Source organism: Streptomyces sp. Y1, from assembly GCF_041053115.1.
GTDB lineage: Bacteria > Actinomycetota > Actinomycetes > Streptomycetales > Streptomycetaceae > Kitasatospora > Kitasatospora rubellomurina.
This window is the reverse complement of the sequence record NZ_CP163445.1, coordinates 7,686,037-7,707,275: the sequence shown is the minus strand read 5'-3', so window position 1 is coordinate 7,707,275 and position 21,239 is coordinate 7,686,037. Positions and strand designations below refer to the sequence as shown.

General features: G+C 72.5%; 22 protein-coding genes and 1 pseudogene. 7 read left to right on the top strand and 16 right to left on the bottom strand.

What is annotated here, in order from left to right; genetic code table 11:
* Positions 1 to 56 precede the first annotated feature (56 nt).
* Positions 57 to 1,382: an FG-GAP-like repeat-containing protein gene (locus tag AB2U05_RS33550; RefSeq protein ID WP_369185276.1), complete on the bottom strand. Its 1,326-nt coding sequence runs from the start codon at positions 1,380 to 1,382 to the stop codon at positions 57 to 59.
* A 385-nt stretch (positions 1,383 to 1,767) separates the two neighbouring features.
* Positions 1,768 to 1,971 (bottom strand): hypothetical protein, encoded by a 204-nt coding sequence (locus AB2U05_RS33545; protein ID WP_045705708.1) that lies wholly within the window; start codon positions 1,969 to 1,971, stop codon positions 1,768 to 1,770.
* A gap of 288 nt (positions 1,972 to 2,259) precedes the next feature.
* Between AB2U05_RS33545 and AB2U05_RS33540 the strand changes: the two genes are divergently transcribed.
* The gene (locus AB2U05_RS33540) at positions 2,260 to 3,249 is read left to right on the top strand and encodes a helix-turn-helix transcriptional regulator (RefSeq protein ID WP_045705707.1); all 990 of its coding nucleotides are present in this window, start codon (positions 2,260 to 2,262) and stop codon (positions 3,247 to 3,249) included.
* Here the strand turns inward: AB2U05_RS33540 and AB2U05_RS33535 are convergent.
* The 7 genes from AB2U05_RS33535 to AB2U05_RS33505 form a co-directional block, all read right to left on the bottom strand.
* Positions 3,221 to 4,057 (bottom strand): FAD-binding protein, encoded by an 837-nt coding sequence (locus tag AB2U05_RS33535; protein ID WP_369185275.1) that lies wholly within the window; start codon positions 4,055 to 4,057, stop codon positions 3,221 to 3,223. The genes AB2U05_RS33540 and AB2U05_RS33535 overlap by 29 nt on opposite strands.
* Positions 4,058 to 4,068: 11 nt before the next feature.
* Positions 4,069 to 5,112, bottom strand: coding sequence for a serine hydrolase domain-containing protein (locus tag AB2U05_RS33530; RefSeq protein ID WP_369185274.1), 1,044 nt, complete (start codon positions 5,110 to 5,112; stop codon positions 4,069 to 4,071).
* A 2-nt stretch (positions 5,113 to 5,114) separates the two neighbouring features.
* Positions 5,115 to 5,258, bottom strand: coding sequence for a hypothetical protein (locus AB2U05_RS33525; protein WP_369185273.1), 144 nt, complete (start codon positions 5,256 to 5,258; stop codon positions 5,115 to 5,117).
* 76 nt (positions 5,259 to 5,334) lie between these two features.
* A complete protein-coding gene (locus AB2U05_RS33520; protein ID WP_045703546.1) occupies positions 5,335 to 6,186 on the bottom strand; it encodes a helix-turn-helix transcriptional regulator in 852 nt (283 codons plus the stop codon).
* An 86-nt stretch (positions 6,187 to 6,272) separates the two neighbouring features.
* Positions 6,273 to 7,874, bottom strand: coding sequence for an MFS transporter (locus tag AB2U05_RS33515; RefSeq protein ID WP_369185272.1), 1,602 nt, complete (start codon positions 7,872 to 7,874; stop codon positions 6,273 to 6,275).
* A 75-nt stretch (positions 7,875 to 7,949) separates the two neighbouring features.
* On the bottom strand, positions 7,950 to 9,098 hold the full coding sequence (locus tag AB2U05_RS33510) for an SPFH domain-containing protein (RefSeq protein ID WP_369185271.1): 1,149 nt from the start codon (positions 9,096 to 9,098) through the stop codon (positions 7,950 to 7,952).
* 13 nt (positions 9,099 to 9,111) lie between these two features.
* Entirely contained in the window at positions 9,112 to 9,366 is a 255-nt protein-coding gene (locus AB2U05_RS33505; protein WP_045703544.1) for a hypothetical protein, read from the bottom strand.
* A 402-nt stretch (positions 9,367 to 9,768) separates the two neighbouring features.
* On the opposite strand from AB2U05_RS33505, the gene AB2U05_RS33500 reads away from it, so the two are divergent.
* Both AB2U05_RS33500 and AB2U05_RS33495 read left to right on the top strand, forming a co-directional pair.
* On the top strand, positions 9,769 to 10,806 hold the full coding sequence (locus tag AB2U05_RS33500; protein WP_369185270.1) for a ricin-type beta-trefoil lectin domain protein: 1,038 nt from the start codon (positions 9,769 to 9,771) through the stop codon (positions 10,804 to 10,806).
* Between the two features lie 72 nt (positions 10,807 to 10,878).
* Positions 10,879 to 11,844, top strand: coding sequence for a ricin-type beta-trefoil lectin domain protein (locus AB2U05_RS33495; RefSeq protein WP_369185269.1), 966 nt, complete (start codon positions 10,879 to 10,881; stop codon positions 11,842 to 11,844).
* Positions 11,845 to 11,938: 94 nt separating this feature from the next.
* On the opposite strand, the gene AB2U05_RS33490 is transcribed toward AB2U05_RS33495, so the two are convergent.
* A complete protein-coding gene (locus AB2U05_RS33490) occupies positions 11,939 to 13,237 on the bottom strand; it encodes an MFS transporter (RefSeq protein ID WP_369185268.1) in 1,299 nt (432 codons plus the stop codon).
* Positions 13,234 to 13,773: an ArsR/SmtB family transcription factor gene (locus tag AB2U05_RS33485; RefSeq protein ID WP_369185267.1), complete on the bottom strand. Its 540-nt coding sequence runs from the start codon at positions 13,771 to 13,773 to the stop codon at positions 13,234 to 13,236. The genes AB2U05_RS33490 and AB2U05_RS33485 overlap by 4 nt, the downstream gene beginning before the upstream one ends.
* A gap of 137 nt (positions 13,774 to 13,910) precedes the next feature.
* Here AB2U05_RS33485 and AB2U05_RS33480 point away from each other — a divergent pair, with 137 nt between their 5' ends.
* From AB2U05_RS33480 to AB2U05_RS33470, 3 genes are all read left to right on the top strand, one after another.
* Positions 13,911 to 14,495 carry a cysteine hydrolase family protein gene (locus AB2U05_RS33480; protein WP_045703535.1) on the top strand — a complete coding sequence of 195 codons (585 nt, stop codon included), beginning with the start codon at positions 13,911 to 13,913 and terminating at the stop codon, positions 14,493 to 14,495.
* Entirely contained in the window at positions 14,492 to 15,418 is a 927-nt protein-coding gene (locus AB2U05_RS33475) for a GlxA family transcriptional regulator (RefSeq protein WP_369185266.1), read from the top strand. The genes AB2U05_RS33480 and AB2U05_RS33475 overlap by 4 nt, the downstream gene beginning before the upstream one ends.
* Before the next feature lie 196 nt (positions 15,419 to 15,614).
* A complete protein-coding gene (locus tag AB2U05_RS33470; protein ID WP_369185265.1) occupies positions 15,615 to 16,052 on the top strand; it encodes an N-acetyltransferase family protein in 438 nt (145 codons plus the stop codon).
* 17 nt (positions 16,053 to 16,069) lie between these two features.
* Here AB2U05_RS33470 and AB2U05_RS33465 read toward each other — a convergent pair whose 3' ends face one another.
* From AB2U05_RS33465 to AB2U05_RS33445, 5 genes are all read right to left on the bottom strand, one after another.
* Complete coding sequence (locus tag AB2U05_RS33465) at positions 16,070 to 17,149, bottom strand: NAD(P)H-dependent flavin oxidoreductase (RefSeq protein WP_369185264.1); 1,080 nt, start codon at positions 17,147 to 17,149, stop codon at positions 16,070 to 16,072.
* A 164-nt stretch (positions 17,150 to 17,313) separates the two neighbouring features.
* Positions 17,314 to 18,318: an RNA-binding protein gene (locus AB2U05_RS33460; RefSeq protein ID WP_369185263.1), complete on the bottom strand. Its 1,005-nt coding sequence runs from the start codon at positions 18,316 to 18,318 to the stop codon at positions 17,314 to 17,316.
* Positions 18,319 to 18,372: 54 nt separating this feature from the next.
* The gene (locus tag AB2U05_RS33455; protein WP_045703526.1) at positions 18,373 to 18,594 is read right to left on the bottom strand and encodes a hypothetical protein; all 222 of its coding nucleotides are present in this window, start codon (positions 18,592 to 18,594) and stop codon (positions 18,373 to 18,375) included.
* A gap of 114 nt (positions 18,595 to 18,708) precedes the next feature.
* Positions 18,709 to 19,089 (bottom strand): hypothetical protein, encoded by a 381-nt coding sequence (locus AB2U05_RS33450; protein WP_369185262.1) that lies wholly within the window; start codon positions 19,087 to 19,089, stop codon positions 18,709 to 18,711.
* Between the two features lie 61 nt (positions 19,090 to 19,150).
* Positions 19,151 to 20,647, bottom strand: coding sequence for an NlpC/P60 family protein (locus AB2U05_RS33445; RefSeq protein ID WP_052707701.1), 1,497 nt, complete (start codon positions 20,645 to 20,647; stop codon positions 19,151 to 19,153).
* A gap of 284 nt (positions 20,648 to 20,931) precedes the next feature.
* On the opposite strand from AB2U05_RS33445, the pseudogene AB2U05_RS33440 reads away from it, so the two are divergent.
* Positions 20,932 to 21,156, top strand: a pseudogene (locus AB2U05_RS33440) (helix-turn-helix domain-containing protein); the annotation flags it as partial.
* Positions 21,157 to 21,239: the final 83 nt, after the last annotated feature.

Sequence of the window (21,239 nt, the reverse complement as noted above, 5' to 3'; positions counted from 1 at the left end):
GGCGCCCCGCGCGGGGCTTCAGCGCGGGGCGCCGGGGGCGGGCGGTGGCACGGCTGCTACCAGCCGGTGGTGACCTGGACCTTGGCCGCGAAGCCGCCCGCGCCGTTGCCGGCCCAGCGGTAGAGGGTGCCGGTGGTGTCGTCCCGGGCGATCAGGTCGGCGTGGCCGCTGCCGGTGAAGTCACCCGCGGTGGTCTGGGTGAAGTCCCAACCGCCGGTCAGCAGCTTCTTGGTGCTGAAGGCGCCGCCCGCGTTGCCGGTCCACAGGTAGAGGTTGCCGGAGGAGTCCCGGGCGACCAGGTCGGCTATGCCGTCGCCGTTGAAGTCGGCGGCCGTGGTCTGGGTGAAGTTCCAGCCGCTGGTCAGCAGCTTCTTGGCGCCGAAGGTGCCGTCGCCGTTGCCGGGCCACAGGTAGAGGTTGCGGGAGGCGTCCTGGGCGATGAGGTCGGCGTGTCCGGTGCCCCGGAAGTCGCCGGCCACGGTCTGGGTGTAGTTCCAGCCGCTGGTCAGCAGCTTCTTGGTGCTGAACGCGCCGCCCGCGTTGCCGGTCCACAGGTAGAGGTTGCCGCTGGTGTCGCTGGCGACGAGGTCGCCGAATCCGTCGCCGGTGAAGTCGGCGGTGGCGGTCTGGGTGAAGTTCCAGCCGCCGGTGAGCTGCTTCCTGGTGCTGAACGCGCCGCCCTTGTTTCCCGTCCAGACGAAGAGGTTGCCGGAGGAGTCCTTGGCGAACAGGTCGGAGACCTTGTCGCCGTTGTAGTTCCCGCCCACCGTCTGCGAGAAGTTCAGGGCGACCGAGGGCTTCACGACCGGGCTGATGTACCCGCTGATGACCTGGCCCCAGGGCGCGTCGCCCTCCGCGTACTGGGAGGTGCTCTCCTCCTGCACGATGCCCTGGGAGTGGCCGCTCGAGTGGCCCTCGTTGCCGCCGACCACGGTGATGGAGCCGCCGCCCACTGCGGTGACCAGCGCCACGTGGTCGGCGTAGTCACTGGAGGCGTCGTAGTTGTAGACGACGGCGTCACCCACCTGAGGGGTGCTGTGCAGCGTGCCGTAGGTCTTGCCGTAGTCGTAGACGCTGGCCGCGGTGTTGTCGATCGCGGAGAGGTGGGCGACGCCGTTCTGGGACCACACCCAGCCGACGAAGTCCGCGCACCAGGCCTGGGACTGGCCGCCGGAGCCGCCGCAGCTGGTGCTCTGGCTGCTCAGTCCGGACCAGTAACCACCGTGGGCGCAAGGCCCGTTGCCGACCTCGGCGGTTGCGGTGGCGGCGATCGAGGACGTCGTGCTCGCGTGGGCCGGGGCGACCATCAGACCGCTCACTGCGGTGGCGGCGACGATCGCGGCGAGACCAGCCTGCTTGAAGCGGCGAATGGGCATGATCATGACATACATCCTTCGATGACGGGTGGCACGGCGGAGGCCGCGCCACAGCGCGGGGAGTCTGGGGGGAGAGCGCTCAGGGAGAGTTCCGCGGGAGGGCGGAGCCTTACCGCCCGAGCGGCGGCATGATGTACCGGGAAGAGATCTGCGACCTCGCGGCGGAGCCGAGCAGCTCGCACGCACGTACTGCTGCGTCACTCCGGCTGCCGGCTCGGAGGAAGAGGACGAGGTCGATTCCGTGCGGACCGGCACGGGCACGGACGTGTTCCAGGCCGTGGCGCGGCTCGGCGTGCGCCCACAGGGCATCGTGCGCGGTGTGCGCGTCGGCTTCCTCGGAGCCCGTGCTCGCCACGTGGTGCAGGGTCAGGCGAACGACATGCACGGACGGTCAGTCCCAGCCGATGCTTTCGGCCCGCGGGCCGCCGCTGAGACCCGGGCCGGCCGGGGTGACGTCCCAGCCGATGGAGCTCGCCGTGACATGTGCCGCCGCGGTCTGCGCTCCGGCCGCAGCCGTCAGCGCGGCCGGAGCGGCGCCGAGGAACAGCGCGGCTGCGACGGCGGAGACCTTGAGCAGGCGAGCGGCGTTGGACATGGCGATACCCCTGTCGGTGAAGTGTGTGGGGAGGCGGAGGCCTCGGAGCGGTCCTGACGAGCGGTTTCGTTCTCGCCGCTGTGCCGGTGATCAATATGTTGCCGCCCGGAGGGGCCCAGCGGAATGGGTCCGGCCTGGCGCCAAGGAGCCAATGGGCCTGTCACCTTGGTGCCTCCGGCCGCCGGGGTCCGGGCGTGGGCCGGACTTGGTTGCCACTGATGTCCCTTGCTGGAAAGATCGTCCGCGAAGCTGGGAAACACCGTTCAGTGGCAAGCGGGGGGCGCTTTCATGCTGGAAATGCTGGGGCTGGACCCGGCCGTCGAGGGCGTCTACCGGGGGATGCTCACCGACCCCGACGCCGGAGTTGCAGAGCTGTGCGCGCGGCTGGCCCTGTCGGAGAGCACGGTGCGCGAGGCACTCGACGAACTCGCTGATCTCACGATCGTGCGTGACTCCCCCTTCCATCCGACCGGACTGCGCGTGGTCGAGCCCCCGGTCGCACTGGAACTGATGCTCCTTCGGCAGGAGGAGGAGCTCGCCCGCCGCCAGCACGAACTGGCGGGGCAGAAGGCGGCGATGGTCCAAGCGGTGGCCGACTGCGCCCAACTGCGATCGGGAGCCGCCGCCGTCCGCGGCTCGGAGCGCTTGGTCGGGATGGAGGCGATCCAGGCGAAGCTGAGGGTGCTGGCCAAGGAACTGCAGGGCGAATGCCTGGCGGTGATGCCCGGCGGCGGCCGGTCCAAGGAGAGCCTCGACGCGTCCAGGCCGCTCGACGCGGAGGCTCTGGGGCGCGGTGTCACCCTGATGACGCTCTACCAGGACAGCGTGCGCAACGACCCCGCCACCCTCGCGTACGCGCAGTGGATGACGGATGCCGGCGGACAGGTGCGTACCGCCCCAGTCCTGCCTCCTCGCGTTCTGGTGTTCGACCGGCAGGTCGCCGTGCTTCCGATCGACCCCAAGAACACCCGCCGCGGGGCGCTCTGCACGCGGGAGCAGGGGATCGTGGCCGCGTTGCTCGCCATGTTCGAACAGGCCTGGGACACCGCCGTCCCGCTCGGGGCGGACCGTCTGCGCGAGGCGGACACCGGCCTGAATCCCACCGAGAAGGAGCTGCTGAAACTCCTCGCCACCGGCCTGACCGACGAGGCCGCCAGCAAGCGTCTCGGGGTCTCCTTGCGGACCGTGCGTCGCCAGATGGCCGCCCTCATGGAACGCCTGGACGCCACCAGCCGGTTCGAGGCGGGCCTCAAGGCGGCCCAGCGCGGTTGGCTCTGAGTCCGCCCGGGGTGCTGTCCCTGGGGAGCGCTCGATGTTCCCACTGCTCAAGTCCGTGGTGTTCGGACGCCATCGACGGGCTCCGAGCCCGCCGGAGAAGGATCAACTGCAACCGTGGAACGACGAAGGTCCCCACCGGAAACCGGTCGGGACCTGTCGTTTGCCCTGATGGGCAGAGGCGGAGGATGCGAGATTCGAACCCGTGAAGGGTTGCCCCCACCACTCTTTCCCAACCGCATGGGCTCGCGTACCAATTGATCATGTGTGTCGGGCGTCGGACACGGACGGCTATTCCCTGCCCGCACGGGTTGTGTTCTGGCTGGTCGGTAGGCTCAGGTTGAACCTGTGCCTCGGTACTCCTCGACCGGGATCGGGTGGACGTCGGGGCGCAGGCGGTCGGTGTAGAGCAGGCCTGCTGGCCGTAGGCTCCGGCGTTCTGGACGGGGTCGGCCCCGACAGTGCCGGGTATGCCGGCCAAGCACTCGATCCCGGCGAGGTGTTCGGCTGCGGCCCACTGGACGAGGTCGGCGAGCGGGTGGCCGGCCTGGACGGTCGCGGCCACCGTGTCGTCGTCCACCTGCTTCACGGTGATGCCCCGGGTGTTCATCACGGCGACGGTGCCCTCGTGGGCGGTGTCGGAGGCGATGACGTTGCTGCCGTGGCCGAGGGTGAGGGGCGCGTCCTCCTGCCGGTCGCCGATCGTGCGGACCGGTTCGAACCAGTCGTCGGGGTCGGCGACCTGCAGGACAGCGCTGGCCGGGCCGCCGAGCCGCAGGGGGGTGAGGGACGCGAGCGCGGTGCTGGACACGGGTGGCCCTCCTAGGGTTCGTCGGTGATCGCCTTCAGGGCGAGGGTCCGCAGCGGGGCGAGGCGGGTGCGGTTGTCCTGGTGGTGGTAGACGGCGTTGGTGCAGATGGCCAGGTAGCGGCCGGTGGCCGGGGCGAGGTAGAGGCTGGTCCCGGTGAAGCCGTGGTGGTGGGCGACCCGGCCCTCGTCGGCGAGGATCCAGGCCAGGCCCCGGTCGAGGCCCGGCTCGATCTCGGCCTGCGGCTGCATGCTGTGGGCGAGCCAGCGGCCCAGGGGAGCGCCGGCGGCGTGCGGGGTCAGCAGGTGGGTGGCGAAGGCGGCGAGGTCGGCCGGGGTGGTGAACACCCCGGCGTGCCCGGCGACTCCGCCGAGCAGGGCGGCGTTGTCGTCGTGCGGCATCCCCCACAGCCGGGGCCCGCCGGGCAGGCGCTGTTCGGTCGGGGCGACCCGGGCGGAGCGGGGCACCGGTCCGTAGGTCGTGCTGGTCATGCCGAGGTGCTGCCAGAGGTCGGCTGCCAGCTCGTCCAGGCGCCGGCAGCGGTGGTGGGCCAGGGCCAGGCCGAGGAGGATGAAGCCGCGGTTGATGTAGCGGTGTCCGGCTCCGGGATCGGCGATCAGCGGCTCCGCGCAGATCAGTTGGGCGAGAGGTTCGGTGCGGCCCCGGTACTGGTCGAGGCGGGTGTCGGCGCGGAGTCCGGAGGTGTGGGCGAGGATCTGCCGGGGCGTGACCCGGCCGCCGGGGGCGTCGGCGGGGATGTCGGGCAGCAGTTCGCGGATCGGGGTGTCGAGGGTGAAGCCGTCCAGGAGGGAAGCGCCGACCAGCGGCCAGGTGGCCAGGACCTTCGTCAGCGACGCCACGTCGTACACCGTGTCCGGCCCCGGCCGGGCGTCGCCGCACTCGGGGGCGACGACGCCGGAGGCCAGGTAGCCGGGCTCGGTGTCGAAGGTGCCGTGGGCGATGACTCCGCCGGGCACGGTGCCGTCAGCGGTCATCAGGTCCAGGCACTCGCGCAGGTCGGCGAGCGCGTTCGGCTTCCACGGCACGGTGGTGGTCACGGCTACTCCTGGTCGGTCGTCAGGTCGGCACCGAGCGCGGCCAACTTCGGCAGCAGGCTGCCGTATCCGCGCCGCAGGTGGCACATCCCTCGGATCGTAGAGGTGCCCTCGGCCTGGGTGAGGAAGGCGGTCAGCTGTGGCTGCACGCCGGCCGGGAAGCCCGGGTGCGGGCCGGTGGCGTCCGGCGTGGACGGCGGGAACCGTCGTCCGGGGCCTGTCCGCTCAGCCCGACGAGGCTGCGGGGTGGGCACGCAGGAGGTGCAGCGCCTGCTCGGCGGGGCTGCCGGGCGGGGCCGTGTAGACCACGAGGAGGTGGTGCGGGGCGCCGGGGGCCTGGAAGGTCTCGTAGTCGAGCGTCAGGTCTCCGACCGCGGGGTGGCGGAGGCGTTTGGTCCCGAAGGTCTTCTCGTGAACGTGGTGGCCGGCCCACAGGGTGCGGAAGGTCGGGCTGCCGAGGGAGAGTTCGCCGATCAGGCGGACGAGTTCGGGGTCGTGCGGGCGGCGTCCGGCGGCCATCCGCAGGACCCCGACGGTGGTGCGCGCGGCTTCGTCCCAGTCGAGGTGGACCTCGCGCGCGTCCGGGTCGAGGAAGATCCGGCGGGCCATGTTCCGTTCGTGCGGCGGGAGTTCGGGGAAGTCGGCGATCAGCGCGGCCGCGAGGGGGTTCCAGGCGAGGACGTCGTTGCGGTCGTTCATGATCACGGCCGGGGTGGTCGGCATGGCCTCCACCACCCGCCGCAGCGCGGGGCGCAGCGCGTCGGTGCGCGGGGCGGCGGCGCGGCGGCGGGGTGGCCGGGCGAGGTCGTGCAGATGGGCGCGTTCGGCGGGACCGAGCCGCAGCGCCCGGCCGAGCGCGTCGAGGACCTCGTCGGACGGGCGGTCCGCGCGCCCCTGTTCCAGGCGCACGTAGTAGTCGGTGCTCAGCCCGACCAGGTCCGCGACCTCCTCGCGGCGCAGGCCGGGCACGCGGCGGCGGCCCGTGGGCGGCAGGCCGACGTCCTCGGGTGCGACCAGGGCCCGCCGGGCCCGGAGGTAGTCGCCGAGGGTGTTGGTGATCACGATCGAGCCGGCCATGCGCCCCAGTATGGGGCCCGCCGACGAGGGGGCGGGCCCCGGAGGGTGGCCCTGTCAGTCCCAGGGACCGCGCACACCCGGGCCGGTCAGCGGCGTTCCTTCGGGGCGAGGGCCCGGTGGGTGAGGACCGCGCCGAGTGCGGACAGGGCGGCGAGGCCGAGGCCGAGAAGGTGGAAGGCGCCGGTGAAGCCGGCGGCCACGGCCACGTGCTGCGGTGCGGGGACCTGCCCCTGGACGACGGCCCGGGCGGCGAGTTCGGCGGCGGTGCCGGGGGTGAGGCCGCTGTCGTGCAGGCGGGCCGCGGTGAGTGCGGTGAGGACGGCCGCGGCGCCGGCGACGGCGACGGATTCGCCCGCGATCCGCATGGTGTTGAAGATGCCCGCCGCGGCCCCGGCGTTCTCGACCGGGACGGTGCCGACGGCCGCGTTGTCCATCACGCCGAACGCCAGGCCGACACCGGCGCCGAACGGCAGCAGCGGCAGGGCGAGCGCCGGCCATGATCCGCCGTCGTCGAGGGTCACCAACAGCAGGGAACCGAGCGAGATGAGCACGGAGGCGCTGGTCAGGACGGCCCGCAGCGAGGTGCGGGCGGCCAGCCGACCGGCGGCCAGCGGCAGGAGGAGGACGGGGACGGTCATCGGCAGCAGGAGCAGACCGCTGGTCAGGGTGTCGCGGCCGGCGGCGCCCTGGAGGTACGTGGGCAGGTAGACGAGCAGGATGACGAAGCCGAGGGTGACCGTGAAGGGCTGGCACACCACGGCGAGGAACTCCGGCCTGCCGAAGAGCCGGACGTCGAACAGCGCCCGGTCGCCCCGGCGCAGCTCGACCACCGCGAACAGCGCGACGAGCAGGACGGCCGCGGCGAACAGGCCCAGGGTGGCGGGCGCGGCCCACCCGGCCGTGGTCGCCTCGACGAAGGCGAAGGACAGGACGGCGAGTCCGGCCGTGAAGACGGCCAGTCCGGCCAGGTCCAGGCCGGACCGGTCGGGGCTGCGGGACTCCGGTGCCCGGGCCGCGCACAACGCCGCCGGCAGGGACATCACCGCGACCAGGAGGAACACCGACCGCCAGCCCGCCGCCTCCACCAGGGCTCCGGCGGCCGGCGGGCCGATCGCCAGACCCGCGCCGAACGCGGTGCCCAGGATCCCGAACGCCAGTTGCCGGCGCCGTCCCGAGGTGGCGCCGGCCAGCACCGCCGATCCCGCGGCCAGGACGGCCGCGGCCCCGCAGCCCTGGATCGCCCTGACCGCGTCGACCACCGGCATCGACGGCGCCAGCGCGACGAGCAGCGACATGACGCCGACCACGGCGATCCCGGCGAGCAGCACCCGCCGCCGCCCGTACCGGTCGGCGAGGCTGCCGGCCGCGAGCGGCAGCGCGGCGAAGCCGATGTTGAAGGCGTTGAGCATCCACTGTCCGCTGCCGGCCGAGGAGTCCAGGGCGGACGCCATGCTCGGCAGCGCCACCGCGGCCCCGGTGACGGAGAACGGCAGCATCAGGCCGGCGGACGCCACGCCGACGACCGTGGGCCAGAAGCGGTGTCCGGCGGCGTCGTCCGGCGCCGGGTCGGCGGTCGGGGCCGGGTCAGTGGTCGGGGCCGGGTCGGCGGTGGGGGCCGGGTCGGCGGTGGGGGCCGGGCGCGCGTCTTCGAGCGAAGTGGCTTGGGAGGCCGGGGAGGTGGTGGGCATGCCTCGATCGTCGGCGAGCCCCGGAACCGGATGAAGGGTCCGTCGTTCCCTGGGAACGACGGACCCACCCTCCGGCTACTCCCCCGGCTCCAGCCCGGGCCGCTCGCCGCTCCGGTCGGCGCGGCCCTGCTGGGTGCCCATGCCCTGGGTGCCCAGGCCCTGGCGGACCGAGTCCAGGATGGTCAGGCCCTGGCTGACCAGGCCCGCGGCGATCTCGCCCAGGCCGTCCGTGCCGTTGAGCACGTTGACGTTGGCGCCGGCGAGGCCGCCGGCCGCCTCCTTGACGATCTGCGGCAGCTGGTCGATCAGCATCCGGTCCAAGGCCACCCGGTCGTGCGAAGCCGCCGCCTCGGCCTGGATCTTCATCCGCTCCGCCTCGGCCAGCGCGACGACGCGGATCCGCTCGGCCTCCGCCTCGGCCGGCTTCACGATCTCGGCGACCAGCTGCTGCTGGCGCAACTCGGCCGCGCGCTGGGCCAGTTCGGTCTGCGCCGCCAGCACCTCCTGCTGCGCGTGCGCCTGCGCCAGCGGGCCGGCCTGGGCGGCCTGGGCCTGGGCCTGGTCCACCTCGGCGTTGTACTGCGCCTTCACCACCGCCGTCTGCCGGGCGTACTCGGCCTGTTGCCGGGCGGACTCCTGCTCGGCCTCCGCCGCGGCCTGGGCGGCCTGCGCCTGGGCGATCTGGGCCTGCCGCTGGATGGCCGCCCGGTGCGGGGCCGACATCGCGGCGATGTAGCCGGTGTCCCCGTCGTCGATCGACTGGATCTGCAGGGAGTCCACGATCAGCCCGATCTTCGCCATCTCGGCCTTCGAGGTGTCCAGCACCTCGGTGGCGAGCTTCTGCCGCTCGGTGACGATCTCCTCGACCGTCATCGAACCGATGATGGCGCGCAGGTGCCCGGCGAAGATCCGGCCGGTCAGCACGGACATCTGGTCCTGGTCGGACAGGAAGCGCTGGCCCGCGTTGACGATGCTCTCGGTGTCGTTGCCGACCTTGAAGGCGATCACCGCCCGTACCGTCAGCGCGATCCCCTGCTTGGTCACACAGGTCTCGGCGACCTCCGCCTCGCACATCGCGAGGGTCAGGAAGCGGACCTTGCGGAAGACCGGCAGGACGAACGTGCCGTGTCCGGTCACCACCCGGAACGGCGCTCCGGACAGACCCCGTTTCCCACCCGAGATCAGCATCGCCTGGTCGGGGGCGGGTACCCGATAACCGAACATCCTGGTCGTCTCCTCAGCGCAAGCCGTCCGGCCGGTCGGCCAACGGGTCGTCGATCGGGTCGGTCCACTCGATGACGTCGACCTGGCGCGCACCCCGCGATTCGACCACCAGGACGGAGGCCCCCTTCGGCAGGGGCTCCTCCGACCAGGCGAGGAAGGCCTCCGAACCGCCCCTGACCCGCACCAGGACCTCGCCGGGGCCGGCGGCTCCCCGGGTGCCGATCACCAGCACCCCCGGGCAGCCGATCACGGCCTCGTCGGACACCATCAACGGCCCCTCTCCCGTTGGACGTCGCGCGACCGTCCCGGCACCAGCTCGCGCCGGCGGCGCACGGGCGCGCGACCGGCTCACCGTACCGGAGCACCGCCGGTTCCAGGGTGTCACGCGCCACTCGTGCTGTCGATCAGCCTGCACGACATCGCCGGACGCCCCGTCATCACCACCGGCACGGAACCACCGGCACGGGACCACGGACACGGAACCACCGGCACGAAGAAGGGGCGGCACTCCTCACCCGCCACCGGACGGCCGACCCTCCGGGCCCGCTCGGAGGGTCGGCATGTAGACGCGCCGTTTACGGGCGTGTCCACGCGGTGTGTATCGGACTGCCGGACAGTTCCCGGCGGGCCGGGACCGCCCCGGCCCTCCCCGAAGGAGAACCGGTACGACATGACACGAGCACACCGCCTCGGCTCCACCGCCCTCCTGGCGGCCGGCGCCCTCCTCGTGGTGGCCGGCACGGCCTTCGCCGCGCCCGCCCAGGAGGCGCACGCCGCCGGCGTCCGCATCTCGGCGCAGGCATCGCCGCCGCCCGCGGCGCCGGCGCAGCTCCCGCCGCCCCGCCTGGCCTCGGGGGACCAGGAGGTCCCGCTGCAGCCGCCGGCGCCGCTGAGCACGGACCTGAAGCCGGGCGCCAAGGGGGGCGCGGCCCCGAAGGCCGTCCAGCCGCGGGCCGGAAACCCGGTGACCGACATCATCTCGTCCCTCATCGACATCTTCGAGAAGCTCGTCGACATCATCCAGAAGGCGCTGGAGAAGCCGGACCGGGGATCCTTCGTGCAGGCGGTCGTCAACGACACCGCAGCACGTACCGGCGGCCACTACAACATCATGCTGGTCGCCGACGACGCCCGCTTCGACGCCTCCTTCGCGCACACCGTCTGGGACGGCCACATCAAGTACAAGGACGGCCAGCTCTTCCGCCTCTTCATCTTCGACTCCGGACACTTCACCCTGCGCAGCGACGGCGGGTGGAGCAACTGGGGCTTCTACGGCCGCTTCAGCAGGTCCAGCTCGGGCGAGCTCACGTTCTACAAGTCCCCCGGCGACAGCATGAGGAGCGCCGCCGCCGACTCCAAGTGCGTCGACGACCAGCAGGGCGGCCTGGGCAACGGCAACCCCATCCAGATCTACGACTGCAACACCACCGACCCGCAGTGGTGGTACCGCGACGGGCAGGCGCTCAAGGTCACCATCAGCGGCGTCACCAAGTGCCTCGACGCGGGCGGCGGCGGCTGGACCGACAAGGTCCAGCTCTGGGACTGCAACGGCACCCCGCCGCAGCAGTGGTCCTACGACAACGGCGCGCTGCGCAACGCCAAGTGGCAGTACTGCCTCGACGTTCCCAACAGCAACCTGGGCAACGGCAATCGGCTGCAGATGTACCCGTGCAACGACAGCAGCACGCAGCACTTCACCCTGCCGTAGCGACGGCACCCCCCGGCCCGGCCGCCCCGGCCGGGCCCACCACCACCGACTTCGCACATGAGGTGCACCCCCATGAAGAGAACCCTCCTGGGCTCCGCCCTGCTGCTCGCGGCGGGAACCGTCCTCGCCCTCGGGCCGGTCGCGGCCGCGCAGTCACCGGACCGGGCTCCGCTGCCCGCGATCGCCGCCGCGAGCGACCAGGGCAGCATCCCGCTCGCCGCGCCCACCGCTCACCCGTCCCCGTCCGTGTCCCCGTCCGCGTCCACACCCGCGCACGCGGCGCCGCGCGCGCAGCTCGCCTCGTCCGGCGTCCAGATCACCAAGGACGACATCGGGGTGGGCGGCGCCATCCAGTCCCTGTTCGACCAGTACCCGCCCTTCGTCTTCCCACCGGACCAGCTCGTCAAGGGCTTCGTGGCGCACGGCGCCGACCTGACCGGCGGTCACTACAACCTGCTCCTGGTCCGCTCCGACGCCCGGTTCGACATGAACTTCAGCACCGTCCGGGCCTCCGCGATCCTCACCCACAGCAACGGAATCCGCTTCAACCTCTGGATCTTCGACCAGGGCACGTTCACGCTGCACAGCGACGGCGGATGGACGAACTGGGGCTTCTACGGCCGCTTCAACAGCTCGGGGGGCAACGTCAACTTCTACCGCCTGCCCGGCGGGCCGGTGGTCGGCAAGGACGGCAAGTGCCTGGATGTCCGCGGGTCCGGCACGGCCAACGGGACGCCCGTCCAGATCTACCACTGCAACAACACCAACGCCCAGTGGTGGGACCGGGACGGGCTCGCCCTGAAGGCCCTCGGCAAGTGCCTCGACGCCAACGGCGCCTCGACCGGCGCCCTGGTGTGGCTGTGGGACTGCAACGGCAGCGCCCCGCAGCAGTGGTACTACGAGAACGGGCAGCTGCGGAACGCGCAGTGGTCGTACTGCCTGGACATCCCGAACGGTGACACCACCGACCAGCGGCAGTTGCAGATGTACGCCTGCAACGGCGGCGACACGCAGCGCTTCAGCGTCCCCGGCGACTGAGCACCGGCACCCGACAGCCCGACGAGCCGCCGGCCGTACCCCCGTGGTACGGCCGGCGGCTCCGCCGGTGCCGGGCTTCAGGCCTGTCGGGGCCCTACCGGGCACCCGCCTGGACGAGCTCCCCGGACTCCGGGAGATCCGGGTCGCCGGCCGGGGCGTCAGCCGGGGCGGCGGCCCGCAGCGCCGCCTCGACCCTGCGGTTGGTGGTCATGGTCGACGTGACGGCGGTCATCGCGAGGAGGAGGCCGGCCGCGGTGTAGAGCGGGGTGCGCACGTCGTGGGTGGCGGCCAGCCAGCCGCCGAGGACGGCACCGAGCGGGGCGGCGCACATGGCGAGCATCCGGGAGGTGGAGGTGACCCGGCCCATCAGCTCGGCGGGGACGATCGCCTGCCGGAGGGAGGGGCTGAGCACCATCGTGGCGCCCATGCCCACCCCGCAGGCGGCGAGCGCGAGGCCGGCCACGTACGCGTTCGGGGCCGCGGCGAGGCCCAGGATGGCGAGCCCCTCGAGGGCGGCCGTGCAGGTGAGTGCGGTGCCGGTGCCGAGCCGCCGGCCGAGGGAGGAGGCGATGCCCGCGCCGAGCAGGCCGCCGGTGGACTCCACCGTGAGGAGCAGGCCGAAGCCGAGGGTGCCGGTGCCGAGGCGGTCGTGCGCGAAGAGGGCGAGGACCGTCTCCACGGCGAGGAAGGCGACGTTCCCGACCGCAGGGCGCAGCGCGAGCCCGAGCAGCAAGCGGTCCCGGAACACGTACGAGGCGCCGGCCCGCGCCTGCCGCAGTAGCGACTCGCGGGCCTGCGGGACGGGCCGGGGCGCGGCGGGCAGGGACCGTACGAGGACGGCGGAGAGGGCGAAGGACACCGCGTCGGCGAGCAGCGGGAGCGCCCGGCCGAGCGCGAGCAGGGCGCTGCCCGCGGGCGGCCCCGCGAAGCCGGACGCGGCGGTCTGGGTGCCGCGCAGGCGGGAGTTGGCGCGCTCCAGGACGGCCGGGTCGCGGCCGAGCAGGTCGGGCAGGTAGGCGGTGGCGGCCGTGTCGAAGAAGAGTCCGCCGAGGCCGAGCAGGAAGGCGACGGCCGCGAGCAGCGGAATGCTCAGCACGTCGAGCGCGGCCGCTGCCGCCGGTACCGCGAGCAGCACCGCGCGCGCCGCGTCCGTGACCCACATCGTGCGCCGGCGGTCCCAGCGGTCCACCAGCGCGCCGCCGAGCACCCCGAAGAGCAGCCACGGCAGCGTGCCGGCGGCCGAGACGGCGGCGAGCGCCATCGGATCACGCGTCAGGGTCAGGGCGAGCAGCGGCAGTGCGGCGTGCGACACCCCGTCGCCGAGCGAGGAGACCGTCTGCGCGGTCCACAGCCGTCCGAACCCGGTGGGCAACTTCGTTGTTTCCGTGGTCACTTGGCGTCCTCCTCGGCCTGCTGGACGGGTGCCGGGTGGAACAGGGCGAAGACCAGCGAGGTGTCCGGCAGCGACGGATCGGACAGCTCCCGGTACTCGTCCGCCAGGGCGTGCAGCCGCGCGCCCAGCTCCGCGAACTGCTCGTCGGTGAGCCGCAGATGGGCCATCCGCACCTGCCGCCCGCCGTCCGCCGGCGCGGCCTCCAGGTCCGCGACCGCGTGCCGCATCAGCACGTCCGGCCCGCCCTCGCCCGGGGCCGGCAGCACGATCGACCGCGCGGCCATCGCGTAGTAGCGCTCGTTGACTCCCCGCACCTTCCGCGTCCGGACCACCTTCACCAGGCCGGCCCGTTCGAGCAGCCGCACGTGGTAACTGGAACTCCCCTTCGCGAGGCCGACCCGCTCGGCGATCTGGGTGATCGTCGCGGGCTCGAAGCGGAGCACCGCCATGATGCGGTGACGGGTGAGGTTGGAGACGGCGCGCAGCTGCTCGTCCGTGGTGACGTGGAACGTCTCGGGAAGATCGTCGGTGGGCATGCCCTCAATGGTCAACACTTCTTGACCGTTGCGCAAGGGGTTTCTCCGGACCGTGCCGCCGCGCCTGACCGGATCGTTCCGCATCCGGGCCCGATGGTGTCTACGCCCAGGCCGCCGACAGGGGCCAGGATCGAGGCATGAAGAACGCACTCCTCGTCATCGACGTCCAGGAATCCTTCCGGCAGCGCGAGAACTGGGCCGCCGTCTCCAACCCCGCGATCGTCGACCGGGTCAACGAGCTCGTCGAGCACGCCCGGGGCCGCGGCGACCTCGTCGTCTGGGTCCTGCACTCCGAGCCCGGCACCGGCACCGTCTTCGACCCGGCCCGCGGCTTCGTCCACCTGATCGACGGCCTGGTGCCGGCCGAGGGCGAGCCCGTCGTCACCAAGACCTCGCACAACGCGTTCACCACCACCAACCTCCAGCAGCTGCTCACCCAGCACGGCGTGCGCGGCGTCGTGGTCAGCGGCATCCGCACCGAGCAGTGCTGCGAGACCACCACCCGGGTCGCGAACGACCTCGGCTACGACGTCACCTTCGTCACCGACGCCACCGCCACCCACCCGATCGAGCACCGCGACGCCCCCGCCGGACGCAGCCTCGCCGAGGTCCTCGCCGATCCGCGCACCCTCTCCACGGACGACGTCATCGCCCGCACCGAGTACGCTCTGGCCGGCCGCTTCGCCACCGTCACCACCGTGAAGGAGTTGACCGGATCGTGACCCGTGTCGTCTTCCTGCTCGTCCCGCACGTGCACCTGCTGGACCTCGCCGGGCCCGCCCAGGTGTTCTCCACCGCGGCCGACCACGGCCTCGGCTACCGGAGCGCGTACGTGGCCGAGCAGGAGGACGTCCCCACCGCGCAGGGCGTCACCCTGCGGGCCGCCACCGCGTGGCCGCGCCTCGCGCCCGGCGACCTCGTCGTGGTGCCCGGCTGGCGGGCGCCGCGCCTGCGGTCCAACGGCGCGCTGACCGCCGCCACGCTCGACCGGCTCACCGCGCACCACGCCGCCGGCGGGACGGTCGCGAGCGTGTGCGCCGGCGCCGACGCGCTCGGCCGCGCCGGGCTGCTGGACGGCCGGCGCTGCACCACCCACCACGACCTCCAGGACGAACTCGCCCGCCGCTACCGGCGGGCCACCGTCGTCCGGGACGTGCTCTACGTCGTCGACGACCGGGTCGTCACCTCGGCGGGCATCGCCAGCGGGATCGACCTCGCGCTGCACCTCGTCGCCGTCCGGCACGGCCCGGCGGCCGCCGCCCGGATCGCCCGCGAGATGGTCGTCTACGCCCGCCGCAACGGCGACGAGCGGCAGACCAGCGCGATGCTCCGGCACCGCGGCCACCTCGTCGACGCCGTCCACCGCGTCCAGGACCTCATCGACGCCCGCTTCGACACCCGGCTCGGCCTCGCCGACCTCGCCGCCGCCTCCGGCGTCAGCGAACGCACCCTCACCCGCCACTTCACCGAGGCGACCGGGCTCACCCCGCTGCGGTACCAGCAGGAGCTGCGCGTCGAGCGCGCCGAACACCTCATCGCCCACGGCGCGACCACCGAGACGGCCGCCCGCGCGGTCGGTTTCCAGGACGCCCGCATGCTGCGCCGCCTCCGCGCCGCCCGTACGGAGGCCGGGGGCGGGGCCTGAGGCGGGGGCGGGGGCGGAGGCGGGGCCGAGGGCGGAGGCGGCGTCAGGACCAGGGCCCAAAGGTCGACCTGACCCTGATCCTTTTGTTCGGATCGGCACTGTCCGGCGCGTCGGGGAACGGAAATACTGAGCCCGTCACCGCGCGGGGCCCGCCCAAGCGCCCCGCCCGAACTCCGCCACCAGCAAAGGGAAACACGTGGTCACCATCGGCAGGCTCACCCCGTCCGACCGCCAGGAGTGGGAGGTCCTCTTCCGCGCCTACATGGACTTCTACGAGCGCGAGCTGCCGGACGACATGTACGAGCGCGCCTGGACGGCATTCCAGGACGACACCCGCATGCACGCCCTCGGCGCCAAGGTGGACGGCAAGCTGGTCGGGATCACCCACTTCCTCGTCCACGCCAGCACCTCGGCGCCGGACGTGTGCTACCTCCAGGACCTGTTCACCGCGCCGGAGACCCGCGGCCGGGGCGTCGGCCGGGCACTGATCGAGGCCGTCGCCGACTGGGCCCGCGCCCGGGACTGCTCCCGCGTGTACTGGATCACCCACGAGACCAACGAGACGGCGCGCCGGCTCTACGACAAGGTGGCCGAGAACCACGGGTTCATCAACTACCGGATCAACCTGCCGTAGCCGCCGCCCCGCCACGTCTACAGCCCGGCCTCCTCGACGAGGGCGGCGAGGTACTCCCGGGCCGTCCGCGGCCGGGCGAGCGGCGCGGCCTGCCCGGCCCAGAGGTTGAGGTAGTCGGGCAGCCCCCGCTCGACGGCCGCCCGGCGGAGGGGCGCGGTCAGCGCGCCCTGCACCGGGTACGGCGCGAGCTCGCCCTCGCGGCCGGCCAGGTCCCGCGCGAACCCGTTGGCGATCGTCCGGGCCTGGCGGCCCGAGAAGGCACTGGTCAGCACGGTGACCCGGGCCTGCGGGCCGTGCAGGGCCTCCTTGTGGGCCGGGCTCGCGCCGGATTCGTCGGTGGCGAGGAAGCCGGTGCCGATCTGCACCGCGCCCGCACCGAGCGCGAGCGCGGCGGTGATCCCCCGGCCGTCGACGATCCCGCCCGCGGCGACCACCGGCACCGACACGGCGTCGACGACCTGCGGGACCAGCGAGAACGTCCCGACCAGGGACTCCCCCACCGGCCGCAGCCACGCCCCGCGGTGTCCCCCGGCATCCGACCCGGAGGCCACGACGGCGTCGACCCCCGCCTCGTCGAGCGCCACCGCCTCGTCGACCGTCGTCGCCGTCCCCAGGGTGACGATGCCGCGCCGCCGCGCCTCGGCCAGCACACTCGTGGGCGGAATGCCCATGACGAAGCTGAACACCGGCGGCCGGGCCTCCAACAGCGCCTCCACCTGCCGCTCGAAGTCCTGCCCGAACGACACGGGGAACTCCGGATCGGGCAGCCCGAGCCGCTCGAGGTGCGGCCGCACCGGCCCCAGGTACGCGGCGAACTCCTCCTCCGTCACGGCCAGTTCCCGCTCCCCCGGCTGCGGCACCCAGAGGTTCACCGCGAACGGACGCGCCGTCCGGGCCCTGATCTCCGCCACCACGGCCCCGATCTCCGCCGGAGCGAGGACGTGGGCACCGTAGGAACCCAGCCCGCCACCGTTGGACACCGCCGCGGCGAGGCCCACCGTGGAGTAGCCACCCCCGAACGGCCCCTGCACGATCGGATGCTCGATGCCCAACAGCTCGGTCACCCGCGCACGGGCCGACCCACGATCGACGGACATGTCTCCTCCTTCGCCCGGACCCCCACTACGCCGGCCGCACCACGCGGAGGCCCACTACCGATCACACCACCATCTCCCGCACCGGGTAAACGTGTTGGCCCACACAACCGATCCCGCACGCCCCGGTGTCCATCCGGGCGTCCCGGGCAGGCCGGTCGGACCGTTCAGGCTGGAAGCTGACGACGTGCCCAGGTGCGGTCGCTCGGGGTCGGTTCGGTTCGCCAACGGGCGCGGAGGACTCCGTCGTCGTCGGGCATGACAGCGGTGCACAGCGGCACACGTTCATCCACGTACATGGACAGCAGGGCGGCGGCACGAGCGCGGGACATCCGGGCGACCAGGTCGGGGAACTCGTCCTCGTCGGCGATGGCGCTGCGGATGGTGCCGTCGTCGTCCTGCCACACGCCTTCGACGAGGCCGTCTGCGGGCAGGGCGCTCAGGACGGCGTCGATGTCCGTGGACAGGGGCGGCCATACGGCGAGACGGGCCCGGGGAGCCAGTCCGGCGCGCACGGGGTCGATGGTGTCGCGGGTGAGGTGGTGCCAGCGTGAGGCGCCTTCGAGGTGCGTCTCCTCCAGGATTCCGGCCCGGCCGGTGGCGACCGCCCGGTGCAGGTCGGCCCAGAAGTCGTCGTCGCCGGGCCGCTGGACGACCTGCTCCTCCTCCTCGAAGGCGTACGGGGAGGTGTCCAGGCGTTCCGGGAACAGTCCGAGTTCCCGGGTACGGGCCAAGGCCGCCTCGCAGGGCCGGCTGCTGCTGACGTAGACGTACTGGTCCCATCCCACATGGACCGCGAACGCGCCCTCCACCTCCAGCCGGCACCAGGCGCCGTTGTCGCGCAGCATGGCACGCACCAGCTCCAGCCCGATGTCGAGCGGCACTTCCGCCCCGTCGTGGAAACCGGCGGGGCCGGCCGGGAAGAGCCCGTCCAACCCGAAGCCGTCCACCGGAGGCTCCAGACCGAAGGGCGCGAACGACGGGACCTGCGGCTCTCGTACCGCCAGACGCTCGACGCCGGTTTCCCCGGCGAAGGCCGCGACCGCCCGAAGGTAGGAAGCCTCGACCTCGCCGTGATCGCTGACGGTGTCCTCATGGCCGGTGTAACGCCCGCGCTCGTCACGGTCGGCGGGGTCGTACTTGGTGACTTGGTAGACGTAGGGGAGCTGCACCGCCCCATCATCCAGCACGCTCGCGTCGCCCGGCGAGGAAGCTGAAGTCCGTACTCAGTCGTCCTCGGGCAGGTGGAAGTAGACCGTCCCCGACCGCCAAGGTCCGTGCGCGGTCATCTCCGACTCGATGACGACGTCCTGAACCTCCACGGGGCCCAACGCCTCGATCGAATCGGCCAGCCTCCGCAGGAGCGCCGGCACGCTGTCGCAGCCCGGGCCTTCCGGGTTGGCCTGGGAGAAGTGGTGAACGGTCCAGTACTCCGGCGTGCTCGTCACGGGCTCGATCGTAGAACCCGCCAGCCCTCTTCCGGCCCCGGCCAGGCCCACCACCACCGGGCCGGGTGGCCGGTCGCCGACCGGCCACCCGGCCGCCGCCCTACTGTCCGCCGATCAGCAGGGAACCACCGAGTCGGTCTCGCTCACCACGTCACCGTCCGATACCCAGCCCGCCAGTCCGTGGTCGTCGCCCACGGTCCACAACCAGCGGTAGGGGTGGACGTGGCTGCCGTTCGGGTGGTCCGGAATCTCCTGCCGGCAGGCGAACCACGACGGGTTGCTGCGCAGGTAGTCGCTGGGCGCCCATGTCGGACCGGCGTCGTGAACGGCGGCGCCGTAGCTGTTGTTGCAGTAGGAGGCGTTGTACCAGAACTTGACGACTCCCGCCGACCAGCAGGCGGACGCCGCACGGGCGGACCCGGACGGGACGACGACCATCGCTGCGACCGCCGCGGCGGTGGCCGCGACCGCCGCGGCCTTCTTGATGTGACGCACGGTGCGAACTCCTCGGAGAGATCGGTTGTGACTTGGTGTTCCGGATTCCGGCTGGGGCGACTCAGAACCAGCTGGTGCAGACCACATCGGGCCGCCCGGCCACGCTGCCGCAGGCGCGCATGACCACGCCGGCGTCCCGCCACTGGGCGGTGTGGACGTCCTGGCCATCGGTGATGGTGGTGTGGCCCAACTGCGGCTCCCAGTGCGCGCCGCCGTCCGAGCTCCGGTCCACCCAGATGTGGTCGCCGGCTCCGCCGCGGCTGATCCGGCCCCACCCGCACTGGGTGGAGTCGCTGTAGCGCAGTTCGATCAGGCGGCCCTGCAGTTCCACCGACCGGCCCGCCGGCGTGCGGGCGTCCGATCCGGTGGGTTCGGTGTCGTCCGTACACGTGGACGCCGGCGTCGGGACGCTACTCCCGGACGCGCACTCGGGCACCGGCAGCACGGCCGGCCCCTGGACGTAGATGTTGCTCACCCAGCCCTGGTAGTCCGGCAGGTAGGACCAGACGTCGTTGACGTAGCCCTCGGCCTGAACCAGTCCGCCGTGGGCCTGACAGGTGATCCGTACGGCGCCGGGAGCCGCGATGGTCGACACGATGTCCGCGGAGGTGGAGGCACTGCTTCGGACGTGCACGTCGGAGCCCCAGGTGCTGAACCGGCCGCCGCCGGGCGTGCCCGACAGGCCGCTGAGGTCACGTCCCGTCCCGCACTCGGGGACGTCCGGCAGGACGGCCGGGCCCTGGAGGTAGATGTTGGTGATCCACCCCCGGTACTCGGGCAGGTACGACCACCAGTCGTTGGTGATGCCCTCGGCGGTGATGCTGTCCCCGCGCCGCTGGCAGTTCACCTTCGCCTGGGTGGGGCCGGGCAGGACAGCCACCACCCGCGAGCCGTGCACCGGCTGCTCTGCCAGCCGGATCCAGGTGCCCCAGGTGCTGTGCACGACCCCGGACGCCCCCGGGTCCGGTCCGGGATTCGGCTGCCCGACTGTGTCCGGATTGATCCGGATCGCCATGACGAACTTCTCCGCGTTCAGCACCTTGGCGTGCAAGGGCGTACCCGACTGGGCGGCCTCGGCAATCTTGTCGCCGCCCAGTGAGAGCGCGACGTGCTCGATGGAGTTGCCGTACCAGTGCTTGTCGCCGAAGAACACGATGTCCCCGGGCTGGAGCCCGCCGGGGCCGTAGATCACGGTGTTCCGGGCCGCGGGCGCGGTCAGCACCTGGACCTCGTTGCCGGTGGCGCCCTTCCCGAGGATGTCGTAACCCACGGCCTGGGACCAGACGTACCGCACGTACCCGGAGCAGTCGAAGCCCAGCACGGTGTCGTCGTGCCGGGACGCCTCGTCCGTGCCGTCGTAGTACCCGTAGGTCTTGCCCGGCAGGGCTCCGTGGCCGCCGTCCCAGGTGTACATCGTGCCGGCGGCGATCTCCGCGCAGGCTGCCCTGACCGCCAGGTCGGCCAGCCGGTTCGGCGCCGCCGCGTACAGCTGGCAGGGCACATCGGCGGCGTGTGCCGGCGGACTCGTCGCGGTCACCGTGAATCCGGTGAGCAGCAACAGGCCGAGTAGAAGGCACAACCTGTGCCGCATTCCTCGTGCGAGCTTGCTCGGGAATCCCATCCGCCCTCCTTTTCGATCGGAATGAACCACCAAGGGACTGTTCCCTCGGTCTTCGAACAGCCTTGGCCGCGCTGGTCCGGTGGACAACGCCTCCCCCGCCGGACGGGACGGCACCGGGACGGCCAACACCCTGACCTGCTGGGACGTCCCCGGTGGGACGGACTGCGGGATGCTGTGGGAGACTCCCGGCCGGGAAACGCAATCCGACCGGGGGGAACCGGATGCCTGGATGGGACGAGGCACGTCAGGACGAGTCGACAGCCCTTGCGACATTCGCCGAGGGATTACGAGCGGTCAGGGCGTCGACCGGCAAGAGCCTCAAGGAACTCGAACGTGTCACCATGACCAGCGACTCGTCCTGGTCGCGGTATCTGGCCGGCCGCGGAATTCCGCCGTGGCCGGTCGTCGAAGCCCTCTGCCGCGAGGCCGGCGAACCCGCGGACGAGCTACGCACGCTCTGGGAGGCGGCGCGGGACGAATCCGGCCGGCGTAGAGAGCCACAGCAGCAAAAACAGGAGGAACAACCCTC